Origin of the sequence: Halospeciosus flavus, assembly GCF_029814175.1 — an archaeon.
Lineage (GTDB): Archaea > Halobacteriota > Halobacteria > Halobacteriales > Halobacteriaceae > Halospeciosus > Halospeciosus flavus.
The window spans coordinates 1,029,030-1,043,414 of the sequence record NZ_CP122312.1 but is presented as its reverse complement, the minus strand read 5'-3'; the positions used below and the strand labels follow the sequence as shown (position 1 = coordinate 1,043,414).

Genomic DNA, 14,385 nt, shown 5'->3' with positions numbered 1-14,385 from the left:
TCACAGTAAGCTTTGTCCCGTGTGGGTTCTCACCCGACCGTCTCCCGCAGCGCGTTCCACCACGCTCGCGGGAGGTTCTTCCGTGCACCGCCCAGTGCGACTCGCAGGGCCTCCTCGCCGTCCGCCATCACACCCGTCCCGTGGCCGACGAGGACGCGCTCAGGGCCGAGTCCCGCGAGGTTCGAGGGCGGGAGCGGACGGAGCATCGGGTGGACGCCCAGCCGTTCCGCGCCGACGGTAAAATAGTCGGCCGTCCCGAGGGCGTCGGCGACGACGAGCGTCTCGTCGGGTGCGTAGAGTGCGCCCTCGCGCCACCCCGGCAGGTCGACTGCCTGGACGAGATGGAGGCCTGTGTCGGCGAGTTCGCCCGCGAAGCGCTCGACCTGGACGCCCTCGAACGACCGATCGACGAACGGTGGCGCGTACACGGGCACGTCGTGTCGACCGGCCACCTGTGCCGAGTCGCGTTCGTGGCGGTCGAGCAAGCACACGACGCCGGCCACGTCGCCGAACTCCGCGAGGAGCGCGTCGAGGTCGGGGACGTCCACCGGGTCGACCACCCACACCTCGCCGTCGACGGCGAGCGCGTGGCTCGCGCGACGCATCGTCTCCTCGGGGTGGGCGAGCCACCCGATACCCGCGTGTCCGTCCCCGTCGAACTCGTCGATCCGTTCGAGTGCACCGGGACCGCTCTGCTTGAAGGCCATCGTTCGTCGGGAGTGACGCGCGTCTCCGAGTTAAGTGGTCGTGCCGAGTGTGGGGTAGGTCTATGGGTTGGCACGTCGTGGTCCCGGACGATGTCCACCCTCACCTCGCTCGACGCCCTCGGTCTGGAGGTACTCTACCTCGACCGGGCACGTGCGTTCTACGAACGACACCTCCAGCGGGAGGCCCGCGACATCGAAGATGGTCACGCCGTCGCGCTCGACGTGGGTGGGACCGACCTGCTGCTCCGCGAACCGTCGACGGTCCCGCGTGGCGGGCTCCACGTCCACTACGCGATGGGGGCACCGTTCGAGCGATACGACGCGTGGTACGACGCGCTCTCCGAGTCCTTCGACCTCGAAGAGGTAACATTCGGCGACGCTACCTCGCTCTACTTCTTCGACCCCGACGGCCACTGCGTGGAGATCGGCCAACGCGACGTCTCCGACGAGACGGACGGGCTGACCGGTGTCTTCGAGGTCGTCCTCGAAGTCGAGGACCTCGAACGCGCCGAGGACTTCTACCGTGCACTCGGCTTCGAACCGGTCGACCGGGGTGACGAGCGTCCGCGCATCCGTCTAGACGGGCCGATGTCCCTCGAACTCTGGGAACCACACCGCGGGCTCGCGGACGCACGCGGTGGTGTCCACGCGGACCTCCGCTTCTCCGGTACCCCTCTCGACGCCATCGAGGCCGTGGGTGAGCGGGCACTCGACGTCGAAGTTCGCGAGGACTCGAACGCCGTCCGCATCCGCGACCCGGACGGCCACTACCTGACGGTCGAACGGGAATAGGGATTTTTGAGGGTGGACGCGCCACGTCGGCGTATGTCCGGCAATACCGAGAGCGAGACCGACCTCGACGCGGAGCCGTTCGACGGGGACCACGCCTACCGGAAAGTCGACGTCGACGAAATCGCGGACGTGCCGAGTCCGGCGACCCACAAGAAGGAGGTCGACGAGGCCGTCGGCGCCACCACGTTCGGCTTCAACGTCTACGAGGTAGCACCGGGCGAGGAGGTGCCGTGGGGCTACCACTACCACCCCGAGCACGAGGAACTGTTCTACGTGCTCGAGGGAACGCTCCACGTGAAGACGCCCGATGGCGAGTACGAAGTGGGCGCAGACGAGGCGTTCTTCGTTCCCGCGGGCGCACCGAACTTCGCCTACGCCGACGACGAGCGCGTCCGGTTCGTCGCCGTCGGCGCGCCCAAGGAGTTCGATCAGGCGGTCATCCGCGAGACGTGTCCCGAGTGTGGCGAGGCGACCGGTCGCGACTACGAGGTCCTCGAAGAGGGTGACGAGGTCGTGTACGTCCTCCACTGTGCGGAGTGTGGCGCGGAGGCGAAGCGGTTCGCGAGCGGTCCCTGACCTGACCTGACCTGACCTGACCTGACCTGACCTGACCTGACCTGACCTGACCTGACCTGACCTGACCTGACCTGACCTGACCTGACCTGACCTGACCTGACCTGACCTGACCTGACCTGACCTGACCTGACCTGACCCGAGACGACTACAGCCGCGAGGTGTCGAGGTCGACGCCGGGCGGGACGACGACGAGGAATCCGCGAAAGCGCATCAGTTTCCCGCCGGACTCCTTGACCTCGGGTGCGAACTCGGCGGCGAGTTCGTTCAGGTCTCCCACAATGTCGAGGAAGAGGACCTTCCCCGCGTTCACCTCCTCGAGCCACTCCTCGCCCGGCGTCGACCCGTCGAGGACACCGAGGACCACCTGTCCATCGTACCCCTCGACGTCGATCTCCTCCTCGGCGGTTCGAAGGTCCAGACTGAACCCATCGCTCATGTCACCGACGACGGGCGGAACTGCATAAAACCCTTCGCGGACGGAGACGGCCGGGAGTTCACCCCGACTCGCCCAGACGCTTTAAGGAGCGCCCGTCCGAACCGACGAATATGCCGAAAATCCACCTCGACGAAGACACCATCGAGCGACTCGACGGGCTACGAACCGAAGACGAGACCTACGACCAGCTCGTCAACGAGCTCATCAACATCTACGAGAGCGAGGAGCTGACGATGCAGCACAGCGGCGACCTCGAGTAGTCAGGGGTCTTCTGCGGCGACGCGCCGCACTTCGTCCCACCGCCCGGATTCTTCGAGACGTTCCTGGAGTAACTCGGCGTACTCTTCTGCGAGTTGCGCGGCCTCATCTTCGCGTTCGTCGCCGCCACCACCGCCGGAGCCGCCGAGTCCGAGCGCGGACTTCACCTTCCCGAAGAGACCGCCGCCGCTCGACCCGGACTGCGACCCCGACCCGCCCGCACCCATCGACGCCATCTGCTGTTGGACGTTGTCGAGTTCGGGCATCACGCTCGACAGTTTGCTCGTGTCGGCGACGATGCGGGCCGCATCCTCGTCCTCGGGGTCCTCGATATCGAAGTCGACCGCCGTCATGACGAGTCCCCACTGCTGTCGGGAGAACGACGACTGCTCAACGCGGTCTTCGAACTCGTCGTCGACCTGCATCCGTACACCGACGATACGGTCCTGCCAGTTAGTCATGAGTGCGCGTACGACGGGCCGGGGTTTTAGACTTTGCCTGCCGGACACTCGACGACACGCCCGAACGCTCGGCGACTCACTCGGGACCGGTCAACTGTGTCACGTTGACGACGTAGGACGCGCCACAACTGCACGATTCACGTTCGGGCCCGTCCACGACGATCCAGTCGCCACAGTCGCAGTGGAGACGGATTTCTCGGGCAGTGTCTGGAAGGGAGATACGCTACCTCACGGGCCGACGTGGAAAAAGGTGTCCTCCAAGTCCCGGAGTCGTTCGTACACGTACCACCGGAACCTCCCGCTGGCCGCCGATCCACGTACTGGTTGAGAGCGTCGTCGAGTCGAAAAAGTGTGGTCGAGTCGTGATCAAGCCGATTTCGAGTCGCCGCCTCAGAAGGCGTCGCCTTCCGCGGAGACGTCAGCGCGGAGGTCGTCGCGGAGCGCCGCGTCGACGTGACAGATGTCGTGGGCGCGCTCGACGATCTCCTTGAGGTCCTCGTCGTCGACGTCGGCCTCGACCTTCAGGTCGAAGGCGATCTCCTCGAGGTCGTCGTCCTCGTCGAGTTCGGCGGAGACGTCGATCTCGACCTTCCCGAGGTCGTCGTGGCCACGCTGCTGCGCGCCGACGCGGAACGCCGGGATGTAGCAGGAGGCGTAGTCGGCTGCGAGCGTCGCGTTGGGGTCGGGCCCCTCCTCACCGGTCGCGTCGACGGTGAGCTGGAACTCGCCGATGCGGCTCTTCGTGACGAACCCTTCGTCGGACGTGCTGGTGACTTCGATGTCTGCCATAGCGGACGATACATCTCGCGCCGCCGGTGTAAGCGTTGTCGTCTCTCGCGAGCGTTGCCGTCCGAGAAAAGAAACGACGAGGTGGTCGGTGGGTCGGCTCAGACGTCGACGACATCGCCGAGGTCGAACGTCTCGTCGCCGTCGAGGACGTGGACCTCGGCGCTGCTCCCGGTAGCCTTCACCTCTCGCTCGAAGTCCTCGGTCTCGATCTCGATCGGTGGGAAGGTGTCGTAGTGCATCGGGAAGACGTGGTCGACGCTCAGCCAGTCGGTCGCGACGGCGGCCTGCCAGGGCCCCATCGTGAAGTGGTCGCCGACGGGGAGCGCGGCCGCGTCAGGTTCGAGATAGGGTGCGATGACGTCGCGCATCTCCGTGTGCAGAGAGGTGTCGCCCGCGTGGTAGAAGGTCGTACTCTCCTCGTCCGCGACCTGCGTCGGCTTCGTATTGGAGATGACGTAGCCCGCGGGCATCCCGCCGGAGGCGCCATAGCCCGTATCGAGGCCGTTGGAGTGGTCGGCGCGGACCATCGACACGTAGGCGTCGCCGAGTTCGACGGTGCCGCCGAGGTTCATACCTGTACCGTCCTCGATGTCGTAGTGCTCGGTGAGATACTCGATGACCTCGGGCGTGCCGACGAAGTGGGCGCCGCGGAAGCGGTCGGCGTCCGCGATGTGGTCTGCGTGCCCGTGTGTGACGAGGACGTGGTCTGCGTCGACTTCCTCGGGGTCGGTGTCCGTCTTCGGGTTGTCGAAGAACGGGTCGATGAGCAGGTCCGTCTCGCCGACTTCGACGTGCCACGTCGAGTGGCCGTACCAGGTGAGTTGCATGACGGATGGGGATACTCACGGACATCTTATAAAGGGTGATGGCGGGTGTGGAACGTGTCGGAACTGCTCGGTTTGCCGAAGGCGGAACGCTTACCCCGACAGGATGGGAGAAACGGCGTATGCGTCACGTCCGATTCCGTGATCCGGCTGGCACCGTCCGTGAAGGCGAGTGGACCGACGACGACACCGTCGTCTTCGGCGGCGAGGAGTACGATCCCGCAGAGGTCGACGTCCTCGCACCCGTCAACCCCTCGAAGATCGTCGCTGTCGGCCTCAACTACGAGGCCCACGCCGAAGAGCAAGGGATGGACGTCCCCGAGCGTCCCCTCCTCTTCCTCAAGCCACCGAACACCGTCGCCACGCATAACTCGACGGTGACACTCCCCGCCGGCAAAGAGCGCGTCGAACACGAGGTTGAGTTTGGCGTCGTGATCGGTGAGCAGTGTCGGAACGTTGACGCCGCCGATGCCGAAGACGTCGTTGCGGGCTACACCATCGCGAACGACATCTCGAACCGCGACGACCAGCGCCAAGAACAAAACTGGGTCCGCGGGAAGGCCTTCGACAACGCCTGCCCGCTCGGTCCCGTCGTCGCGGACCCCGAACACGTCCCGGACGACGCCTCGGTCGAACTCCGCGTGAACGGCGAGACCCGACAGAACTCCTCCATCGACGACTTCATCTTCACCGTCCCCGAGCTGATCGAGGAGATTACCGCCTATATGACGCTCGAAGCGGGCGACGTGATTATCACGGGCACGCCTGCGGGCGTCGCCCCCCTAGAGGACGGCGACCACGTTGAGGTCGAGATCGAGGGCATTGGCACGCTTGAGCACGACGTCATCGATCCCGAATAGAAACCTCACGAATCAGACTGTTCGGATCGGTACCAAACCGAGCGCCGATGTCTCGGTCGTCAGGCTTTTTAGTTGCTCGCCGTTCGTGTTGGAGTAATTCCGTGATACCGAAATCAACGGCGTTGAGTGACTGCGACGTCTCGCAGGCAGCTAATCGAACCCTCTCCCACCGAGGTCGAAGACGATGAAGCCTTGGAACGTGTTCGGGCTCCATGAGGCGTCGTGGGGCGAGCGTGCGCTGTTCTTCGTCACGATGCTCAGCATGCTCGCGCTGGCTCTGTACGGATTCATCCGTCCAGAGTCGCTGACGACGACGCTCAACGGTGCGTTCACCTGGGTGCTCACCTACTTCGGCTGGTGGTTCATCCTGCTCGGGTTCATCCTCCTCATCATCGTCATGTTGATGACGTTCTCGCGGTACGGACGGCTTCGGATCGGCGGTCCCGACGCCGAACCCGAGTTCAGCGTCTTCGCGTGGCTCTCGATGGTGTTCACCGTCGGGTTCAGCGGCTCCATCCTCATCTGGGGTGTCGGTGAACCGGTCTCCATCGTCCAGAATCCGCCGCCGAAGCCGTACCCCGTGGAGGGTGCCTCGGTGAAGTCGATGGCGCTGGCCTTCATGTTCATCCACGAGGTCTTCCCCGGACTCGCGATGTGGTATCTCCCCGTCGCGATGGCCTTCGGCATCATCGTCTACACCCACGGCGTCGGCGAGTACAAGATCAGCAGCATGCTCGGCGGCCTCATCGAAGAGGACACGGTTCCCGGTCTCTACTGGCTCGTCGACCTCGCCGCCATCGTCGCGACCATCGGCGGTATCGCGACGACACTCGGGTTCAGCGCGCAGACGATGGCGTCCATTCTCGGGCGCACGTTCGGGCTCGAGGCGCAAATCCTCACCTACGCCATCTTCGTCGTCATCGGCGCTGTCTTCCTCGGTGACGTCTGGCTCGGACTCCGGAAGGGGATTCGGAACGCTGCCCGCGCGACGATGGTGCTCATCGCGATTTCGATGGCCATCCTCGTCGTCGTCGGACCGACGCTCTTCATGTTCGAACTCACGCTCGACGCCACCGGCGTCTGGCTGAGCAACATGTTCCGGCTGATGTTGTACACCAACCCCACCGCAGACTCCAATTGGGCCGCCAACTGGACCGGCTTCTGGTGGGCCTGGTGGGCCGCCTGGAGCATCTTCGTGGGCAGTTTCGTCGCCCGCGTCTCCAAGGGCCGGACCATCCGCGAGATGTTCGTCGTACTCGTGCTCATCCCGACGTTCCTCACCTGGGTCCAGCACGGGCTCATCGGTGGCTGGGTGCTCGCGCCCGGTAACTTCGACGCCATCGCCGGTGCGATGTCCGAGGGCGGCATCCCCGCGGCCATCGCCCAGGCGCTCCTCGTCACGCCGCTCGGGAACCTCCTGGCCATCATGTTCGTCCTCGTCATCACCGGCTACATCATCACGTCGCTCGACTCGGCCGTGTTCATGATCTCGGCCATCACGCTCGGCGACGAGAACCCCAACGCCGTCAACCGCGCGTGGTGGGGCGGCCTCCTCGCTTTCTTCGGGATGATGTCGCTCGAACTCGAACAGTTCAGCGCAATTCAGGCACTCTCGCCGACGCTCGCGCTCCCGCTGACCGTGTTCCTGCTGGTCATCCTCTTCGCGGCCTACAAGGTGGCCCGCAAACACGCCCGCGAGGCCGGCGACATCGACGTCGAGGGCGAGTCGCTCATCTCGACGCAGACCGAAGAACCGTCCAGCGAAGACTGACCGGCGACCACGAGTCGCTGCCGCTTTTCTTTTGTAGTCGGGCGCCGGAGCGTTGTTCGTGAACGGTATCGACCTCGACCCCGGAGCGGTGCTCCCCGCTCCGGACGAGCAGTGGCTCTTCGCGTGGGGCGGTGCGAACGTCTCGATCGGTGCGAGTTCGCTGCTCGTCCCACTCTACGTCGTCCAACTCGGCGGCGACGCGTTCGCGCTCGGCCTGCTCTGGTTCGCCACCTCGCTGGCGATGGTGCCCGGTGCGCTCGGCGTCGGCAAACTCGTCGACCGGACCGGCCGCCACCGGCCCTTCGCGCTCGCCGGACTCGTCGGCGTCACACTCACGCTCGCCGTCGTCCCCTTCCTGGAGACGGTCGCCGCAGTCCTCGTCGTCGACGCGGCCCTGTGGCTGTTCGTCGCGAGCGTGACGCCCGTCCTCACCCTGCTCGTCCTCGCCGACGTCCCTGAGAACCGCTGGGACAACCGCATCGCCGTCCTGAACAAGTACCAAGGCTACGGGTGGGCCGGCGGTCTCGTCCTCGGGGCGGTGTGGACCCGTGCGTTCGCCGGCGTCTTCTCGCCGCTCGGCGTTCAGCGCTCGCTGCTCGTCTTCTGTGCGGGCCTGCTCGTCGTCTCGGTCGTCGCGGCCGCCCGCTGGCTCCCGGAGGAGGAGTCCGAACCCGAGAAACCACCGCTCTCGCGCTCCAAGCGCGCACGGCGGGCGGTCCGCGGGTCGCTCTCGCCGCTCCTCCCCGGTCGGTTCGTCTCGCTCGCGCGGACGAAGAGTCCCCGCCGCGTCGTCCGGAGTCTGAAGGGACCGCTCGGCGTCTACTTCCTCGCGGTCACGCTCTTCTTCACCGGCTTCTCCGTGTTTAGCGCGCCGCTGCCCGACTTCCTCACGCAGGCCGGATTCGGTGACGACGCCATCTTCGTCCTCTACGTGGTGTCGAGTCTCGCCTCCGCCGTCTTCTACGTCGGCGCGGGTGAACTCGCCGGCCGCTACGACCTCCGCTTGCTCCAGTCGGGCGCGCTCGGTATGCGCGTCGTCGCCTTCCCCGCCATCGCCGTCGTCGGCTTCGGGGTACATGCCACGTCGCCGCTCGCACTCCTCGCCATCGGCGTGCTCTTCGGGACGGTCGGTCTCTCGTGGGCCGTCATCGCGGTGACGGCGAACTCGCTGGTCGCACGATACGCCAGCCCCAGCCGTCGCGGCGCCGCACTCGGTCTCTACACCGCACTCTCGGCGGGTGCGGGCGGAATCGGCGGACTCGCCGGCGGGTGGCTCGCGACGAGTCTCGGCTACGTCTCGACGTTCGGCGTCGCCGGCGGACTCGTCCTCGTCGGGAGTGCGCTGGTCCTCGTCCTCCACTTCTTCGTTCCCGGCGGCCGCCACCGCCCCGCCGAACGGAGTGCGTAGCCGGCTTCAAAGGTCCAGTTCGTCGAAGCGGTCTTTCACGTCTTGCAGAGGGGTTTGCTCCCAGTCGGTCCAGTTGTCCTCGGCCACCCACCGGTACTCGACCCGACCGTCCGGTCCGACGAGGAACACCGACCGCTGGGGCACCTTCCGTACGCCGTCTTTCTCCTCGTTGAGCACGCCGAAGGACTCGCACACGTCCGTCGCGGTGTCGCAGAGGAGCGGGTACGAGATGTTTCGTTCCTCGCTGAATCGCTGGTGGGAGTACGGTCCGTCTCCGCCGACGGCGACCACGTTGAGTCGGTCCTCGAAGGTCATCCATTCGAAGTCGTCGATGTCGCATAACTGTCTGGTGCAGACCGGCGAGAAATCATAGGGATAGACCCCCAGCAGGAGCGCGGCGTCGTCGGTCAACGATTCGAGTGTGTACTGCTCGATGCTGCCGTCCGCCGTGACTCCCCGGAGCGTGAACTCGGGGGCGTCGTCACCGACTCCGACCATGTCCGCCGATAGCATACCGACGCCAGTTATAAATGCCTTTCCTATACAAGGCCTATCGTCCGCCATCCGGTGTAGTGAGAACACAACGCTCTTGTTTAGGCTCGCCTAATCGCTGGCAACATGGAGCTGAGCCGGCGCGACGTGCTCGCGGCGCTCTCGGCTGCGGGGGTGGGGGCCGCCGCGGGGTGTTCGGTACTCCCGAGACGGGACTCACGACCGGTCGGCGAGCACGAAGTCGCGACGCTCGTCGCCGTCGCCGAGGTCGTCTACCCGTCCGATGTCGAGACCGTCGAAGGGTTCGTCCGTGACTACTCCGTCGAACGGGTGCGGGGAGACGACGACTACGCCGAGGGGGTCTCGGTGGCCGTGGCCGACCTCGACGACTACGCGACCGATTGGTACGACGGGGAGTACGTCGACCTCACGCGGACCCAGCGCGAGGACCTCCTCGACGTGATGGGCGTCGACACGGCCGACCCGGACCCCAACGGACTCGCGATGGAACGCGTCCGCTACTACCTGGTGAACGAACTCCTCTTCGCCTTCTACACGACGCCGACCGGCGCTGGACTCGCCGGCCTGGAGAACCCACCCGGCCACCCGGGTGGGACGCAGTCCTACCAGCGGGGGCCACGACGATGAGCAGCGACCGGCAGAACATCGACCGGACGCCCACCGAGAAGGCGGACGTGTGTATCGTCGGCGCTGGCCCGGCGGGCGGCATCGTCGCCGCGAAACTCGCGAAACGGGGATACGACGTCGTCGTCCTCGACGCCGGCCCGCGTTTCGACTTCGAGGACCGCGACGAGCGGATGGAGCGCCACCTCCGACCGGGTAACCGGAAGCCCGTCTGGGATGTGGGCGGCCCACGGGACGCCTACACCTCGTCGGGCGAGAAGTACTATCCGCTGAACGCGTCGCGCGTGAAGGGAATCGGCGGGAGCACGCTCCACTGGCAGGGGATGGTGATGCGCCTCCACGAACAGGACTTCTCGCTCCACAGTGAGACGGAGATGGGCGACGACTGGCCCATCGATTACGCGGATCTCCGGCCGTACTACGCCGACGCCGAGGAGGAACTGGGCGTCGCGGGCGCCTCGGACAATCCCTTCGCGCCGCCGCGCGAACAGCCACACCCGATGCCGGCGTTCCCGCCCTCGTACTCGGACTCGCTGTTCGCCGACGCCTGCAAAGAACTCGGCATCACCACACACTCCGTGCCGAACGCGCGCAACTCCGAACCGTACGACGGCGACTCGCCCTGTGTCGGCTACGGGACGTGCAAGCCGGTCTGTCCCTCCGGTGCGAAGTACGACGCCACCCGCCACGTCGAGGAGGCGGAGGAACACGGTGCGCGCGTCCTCGACCGCGTCCCGGTCCAGCGTCTCGAACACGACGCCGCGGGCGAACGCGTGACCGGCGCCGTGTACGCCACGCCCGAGGGAGAGGAGTACACCCAGGAGGCACGCGAGTTCGTCGTGGCCGCCGGGGGCGTCGAGACGCCACGGCTCCTCCTCCTCTCGAAGTCCGAACAGTATCCCGACGGCCTCGCCAACTCCTCGGGCCTGGTGGGACGGTACTTCATGGACCACCTGTTCGCGGGCATGGGCGGCGTCCTCCCCGACCAGCGGACCCGACAGAAACACGTCGGCTTCAACACGACCGAAACCCACCAGTTCTACGACCGCGACTCGGCGGAGCGAACGGCCATCAAGATGGAGTTCCTCAACTACGCCGGTCCCGAGCCCGCCGACGTCGCGCTAGAGGCGGACTCTTTCGGTGACGACCTCCTCGACGAGATTCGCTCGGCCTACGGCCACCACGTCGCGGTGGGTGCGCTCGTCGAGCAACTCCCACAGAAGGAAAACCGCATCCGCCTCGACCCCTCGACGACTGACGCGCACGGCAATCCGGTCCCGGACGTGGTCTGGAGTCTCGACGACCGGACGCGGCGGACTATCGAGCGGGCGAACGAGATCCAGCGACGAATCCTGACGGAACTGGGCGCCGAGATACAGTGGCACGTCGGCCCCGAGAACACCGGGCCGGCGTTCCACCACATGGGGACGACACGGATGGGGACCAACCCCGAGGAGAGCGTCGTGAACCCCCAACTCCGCACCCACGACCTGCGGAACCTCTCCATCGCCGGGAGCGCGCCGTTCGTGACGTGCGGGGCGATGAATCCGACACTCACCATCGCCGCGCTCTCGTCGAAGACCGCCGACCACGTCGCCGAGCGGTTGTAGGGCCTAGAGACCGGCGACGATCAACAGGAAGACGGTGACGCTCCCGGAGGTCACCATCGCCTGGGCGCGGGTGAGGCCGTGGACGTGCTGGACTCCACACATCCAGATGTACCCCTGCCAGGCAGCCACGAGGAGCGATATCACGAAGCGAACCGACCCGGCGAACCCGACAACGAGCGCACGTAACACCCCGATCGACTGGTTCAGCGGCATCGTACTCGGGAACCGGGCGAACGCCAACAGGACGAGCAGGACCGTCGCCAGCGCCTCGACGGCCAGGGGGACGATACCCCACCCGGCGACCGCGAGCGTGTCTTCGAGACTCGGCCGGTCGTGGAAGTACCGCACGAAGACGTTGAGGCCGAGCGCGGCGCCGAACCAGACGAACAGGACGCCGACGAACGTCAGCGGCGCCCACGCACTGACCTGCTTCCACCCGGTGACGAACTTGGCCGTCGTCTCGGGTATGTTACAACTCGGCCCGTTCAGGTCCGTGATGGCGTCCCCGATGGGACCCATCTGCGTACAGATGGTGTCGGAGGGGTGGATGGGACTCTCGATGGCCACGTTGACGTGGACGCCGCCGGCGGCGATGATGCCGACGACGACCAGCGATACCGTGACCGTCAGCGCCGAGAGGAACACCGCCACGAACGACTCCATGATGGACGTCTTGAAACTCCGGTAGTACTCACCCGGCCTGACGAGCGGGGTCGTGGGTTTCATACACAACATTTCTCGCTGAAAACTTATAGTTGTGGTGGGGGCACGACGCAGTACGAGCGAGACTGGTACCGCAGAAAGAGGGGTTCAGACTTAGACGCCCGGGACACCGACGGCGTCGAGGTAGGGGACGCCGAGGGCGCCGAGAACCCACACGACGACGATGACGGTCAGCCACGCGACGAGCGCGATGAGGGCGGCGTTGACCCATCCGCCGGGATAGCGTCGCTCGACGACCCAGAGGTACGCGAGGAAGACGAGGATCGGTCCGAGGAGCGGGATCCACCCGAAGAGGAAGGCAGAAATCGCCCAGACGAGCGCGCCGATGGCGGCGGTGAACACGGCGTGGCTGTAGTCGTCGACGCCGGCGACGAACCGGCCGCCGACGTAGATACCGAGACCCCCGACGAGCAGGCTGACGACGAACACGACGATTGAGTCGATGATACCGGGCACGCGTGGACGAACGGACGGAGGACGGTTAACCGTTGAGGCTGCGCGCGCCTAGAGTCCGCCCATCAGCAGGCCCGCGTCGACGAGGAGGAGGACGGCGACGAGCGAGGCAGCACGGAAGATCGACTGTGCGTTTTCGGCAGGCGTCCGGACCTTGTCGAGTTCGAGTCCGTCGCGCATCCGCGCGGCCGCCACCTCGACGAGCGCCGCGAGTGCGAGCCAGAGGACGACCATCGTGAGGACGAGGTGGCCACGTCCCGTCCCGGTCAGCGACGCGACGGTGTAACGGGTGCCGGCGAGGTGACCGCCGGTCACCAGCAGGAGGAACGCGCTCGCACGGGAAAGCGTGGTGAGTTTCGAGACGATTGCTTCGAGCGGGTCCGTCCCGATCTGGCCCTTCACCGCAGTTGGGAGGACGGCGTACGTGACGAAGACGACGGCCCCGGTCCACAGCCCTGCGAAGAGGAGGTGGACGGCGGCCGAGACGGTAGTGCCGATAGCCATGTACGCGTCTGTGCGAGGCTGCGCCTTGAAGCCTCGGCAATCGGTTTCACGTGCCCGGAGTTCGAGGGGTCACCCATGGGCAAGCACGTCGTCGTCGCCGACGACCCGAAGATCGACGCCGAGACGTTCCGCCGTGTCCTCGGCGACACGGCCGAGGTGACCGTCGCGACGCTCGACTCGAAGGCCGACCTCCGCGAGCACGGCGCGGGCGCGGACGCGCTCGTCACTCACAGCGAGTCGCCCGTCACCGAAACCGTCCTTGACGACCTCCCCGGCCTCTCCGTCCTCGCACAGTCGTCTATCGGCGTCGACAACGTGGACGTCGCGGCCGCCGCCGAGCGCGACGTCGTCGTCCTCCGCTCCCCCGACTACTGCCTCGACGAGGTGGCCACCCACGCCGTGACGCTCCTACTCGCGTGCGTCCGGAACCTCCGGACGTACGACCAGGCCGTCCGGGACGGCGAGTGGGACTGGCACGTCGGCGCGCCGCTCCACCGATTCGCCGGGTCGACGGTCGGCCTCGTCTCCTTCGGTCCCATCGCCCGCACCGTCGCCGAGCGACTGCGCGGATTCGACTGCGACGTCCTCGCGTACGACCCCTACGTCGACGCCGGGGAGATGGCCGAACACCGCGTCGAGAAGGTAACGTTCGCCGAACTCACCGAGCGCGCCGACCACCTCTCCGTCCACGCACCGCTCACCGACGAGACGAAGGGACTGGTCGACGCCGACGCCTTCGACCGACTCCGTGACGACGCGGTCGTCGTGAACACGGGACGCGGCGGTGTCGTCGACGAGGACGACCTGCTGGACGCCCTCGACGCGGGCGAACTCGGCGCCGCGGGCCTCGACGTCTTCGAGCAGGAGCCTCCCCGTGACTCGCCCCTCCGCGAGCGCGAGGACGTCTACCTCTCGCCGCACGTCGGCTGGTACTCCGAGGAAGCGATGGCGGACTCCAACGAGGGCGTGGCCGCGGACCTCGCTCGCGTCTTCGACGGCGAAGAACCGAAGGGACGGGTGGACCCGGACGCGCCGTGGGCGTGACCGGCGAGTCGACTCGACACACGGCGACGCGA

General features: G+C 66.4%; 18 protein-coding genes. 9 read left to right on the top strand and 9 right to left on the bottom strand.

Annotated elements, in window-relative coordinates:
* Positions 1-29: 29 nt before the first annotated feature.
* On the bottom strand, positions 30-707 hold the full coding sequence (locus tag P0Y33_RS05495; protein ID WP_279529543.1) for a hypothetical protein: 678 nt from the start codon (positions 705-707) through the stop codon (positions 30-32).
* 90 nt (positions 708-797) lie between these two features.
* On the opposite strand from P0Y33_RS05495, the gene P0Y33_RS05490 reads away from it, so the two are divergent.
* Positions 798-1,499, top strand: coding sequence for a VOC family protein (locus tag P0Y33_RS05490; protein WP_279529542.1), 702 nt, complete (start codon positions 798-800; stop codon positions 1,497-1,499).
* A 33-nt stretch (positions 1,500-1,532) separates the two neighbouring features.
* Positions 1,533-2,075 carry a cupin domain-containing protein gene (locus P0Y33_RS05485; RefSeq protein ID WP_279529541.1) on the top strand — a complete coding sequence of 181 codons (543 nt, stop codon included), beginning with the start codon at positions 1,533-1,535 and terminating at the stop codon, positions 2,073-2,075.
* 145 nt (positions 2,076-2,220) lie between these two features.
* Here P0Y33_RS05485 and P0Y33_RS05480 read toward each other — a convergent pair whose 3' ends face one another.
* Positions 2,221-2,511, bottom strand: a complete 291-nt coding sequence (locus tag P0Y33_RS05480) for a DUF5779 family protein (protein ID WP_279529540.1) — start codon at positions 2,509-2,511, stop codon at positions 2,221-2,223.
* Positions 2,512-2,621: 110 nt separating this feature from the next.
* On the opposite strand from P0Y33_RS05480, the gene P0Y33_RS05475 reads away from it, so the two are divergent.
* A complete protein-coding gene (locus P0Y33_RS05475; RefSeq protein ID WP_279529539.1) occupies positions 2,622-2,771 on the top strand; it encodes a DUF7557 family protein in 150 nt (49 codons plus the stop codon).
* Here the strand turns inward: P0Y33_RS05475 and P0Y33_RS05470 are convergent, their stop codons facing one another.
* From P0Y33_RS05470 to P0Y33_RS05460, 3 genes are all read right to left on the bottom strand, one after another.
* Positions 2,772-3,230, bottom strand: a complete 459-nt coding sequence (locus P0Y33_RS05470; RefSeq protein WP_279529538.1) for a DUF5799 family protein — start codon at positions 3,228-3,230, stop codon at positions 2,772-2,774.
* 390 nt (positions 3,231-3,620) lie between these two features.
* Complete coding sequence (locus P0Y33_RS05465; protein ID WP_279529537.1) at positions 3,621-4,019, bottom strand: OsmC family protein; 399 nt, start codon at positions 4,017-4,019, stop codon at positions 3,621-3,623.
* A gap of 98 nt (positions 4,020-4,117) precedes the next feature.
* On the bottom strand, positions 4,118-4,846 hold the full coding sequence (locus P0Y33_RS05460) for a metal-dependent hydrolase (RefSeq protein ID WP_279529536.1): 729 nt from the start codon (positions 4,844-4,846) through the stop codon (positions 4,118-4,120).
* Positions 4,847-4,965: 119 nt separating this feature from the next.
* On the opposite strand from P0Y33_RS05460, the gene P0Y33_RS05455 reads away from it, so the two are divergent.
* The 3 genes from P0Y33_RS05455 (at position 4,966) to P0Y33_RS05445 (ending at position 8,882) form a co-directional block, all read left to right on the top strand.
* On the top strand, positions 4,966-5,703 hold the full coding sequence (locus tag P0Y33_RS05455; protein WP_279529535.1) for a fumarylacetoacetate hydrolase family protein: 738 nt from the start codon (positions 4,966-4,968) through the stop codon (positions 5,701-5,703).
* A gap of 184 nt (positions 5,704-5,887) precedes the next feature.
* Entirely contained in the window at positions 5,888-7,474 is a 1,587-nt protein-coding gene (locus tag P0Y33_RS05450; RefSeq protein ID WP_279529534.1) for a BCCT family transporter, read from the top strand.
* Positions 7,475-7,532: 58 nt separating this feature from the next.
* Positions 7,533-8,882 (top strand): MFS transporter, encoded by a 1,350-nt coding sequence (locus P0Y33_RS05445; RefSeq protein ID WP_279529533.1) that lies wholly within the window; start codon positions 7,533-7,535, stop codon positions 8,880-8,882.
* 6 nt (positions 8,883-8,888) lie between these two features.
* Here P0Y33_RS05445 and P0Y33_RS05440 read toward each other — a convergent pair whose 3' ends face one another.
* Positions 8,889-9,380, bottom strand: coding sequence for a redoxin domain-containing protein (locus tag P0Y33_RS05440; protein ID WP_279529532.1), 492 nt, complete (start codon positions 9,378-9,380; stop codon positions 8,889-8,891).
* Positions 9,381-9,500: 120 nt separating this feature from the next.
* Between P0Y33_RS05440 and P0Y33_RS05435 the strand changes: the two genes are divergently transcribed.
* Together P0Y33_RS05435 and P0Y33_RS05430 are read left to right on the top strand one after the other, a co-directional pair.
* Positions 9,501-10,022 (top strand): gluconate 2-dehydrogenase subunit 3 family protein, encoded by a 522-nt coding sequence (locus tag P0Y33_RS05435; RefSeq protein WP_279529531.1) that lies wholly within the window; start codon positions 9,501-9,503, stop codon positions 10,020-10,022.
* Positions 10,019-11,629, top strand: a complete 1,611-nt coding sequence (locus P0Y33_RS05430) for a GMC family oxidoreductase (RefSeq protein WP_279529530.1) — start codon at positions 10,019-10,021, stop codon at positions 11,627-11,629. Before P0Y33_RS05435 ends, P0Y33_RS05430 begins: the two co-directional genes overlap by 4 nt.
* Before the next feature lie 3 nt (positions 11,630-11,632).
* On the opposite strand, the gene P0Y33_RS05425 is transcribed toward P0Y33_RS05430, so the two are convergent.
* The 3 genes from P0Y33_RS05425 to P0Y33_RS05415 form a co-directional block, all read right to left on the bottom strand.
* On the bottom strand, positions 11,633-12,355 hold the full coding sequence (locus tag P0Y33_RS05425) for a Yip1 family protein (RefSeq protein WP_279529529.1): 723 nt from the start codon (positions 12,353-12,355) through the stop codon (positions 11,633-11,635).
* 90 nt (positions 12,356-12,445) lie between these two features.
* Complete coding sequence (locus P0Y33_RS05420; RefSeq protein WP_382218287.1) at positions 12,446-12,799, bottom strand: hypothetical protein; 354 nt, start codon at positions 12,797-12,799, stop codon at positions 12,446-12,448.
* A 57-nt stretch (positions 12,800-12,856) separates the two neighbouring features.
* Entirely contained in the window at positions 12,857-13,309 is a 453-nt protein-coding gene (locus P0Y33_RS05415) for a transporter (RefSeq protein ID WP_279529527.1), read from the bottom strand.
* Between the two features lie 75 nt (positions 13,310-13,384).
* Between P0Y33_RS05415 and P0Y33_RS05410 the strand changes: the two genes are divergently transcribed.
* Complete coding sequence (locus P0Y33_RS05410) at positions 13,385-14,353, top strand: C-terminal binding protein (RefSeq protein ID WP_279529526.1); 969 nt, start codon at positions 13,385-13,387, stop codon at positions 14,351-14,353.
* Positions 14,354-14,385 lie beyond the last annotated feature (32 nt).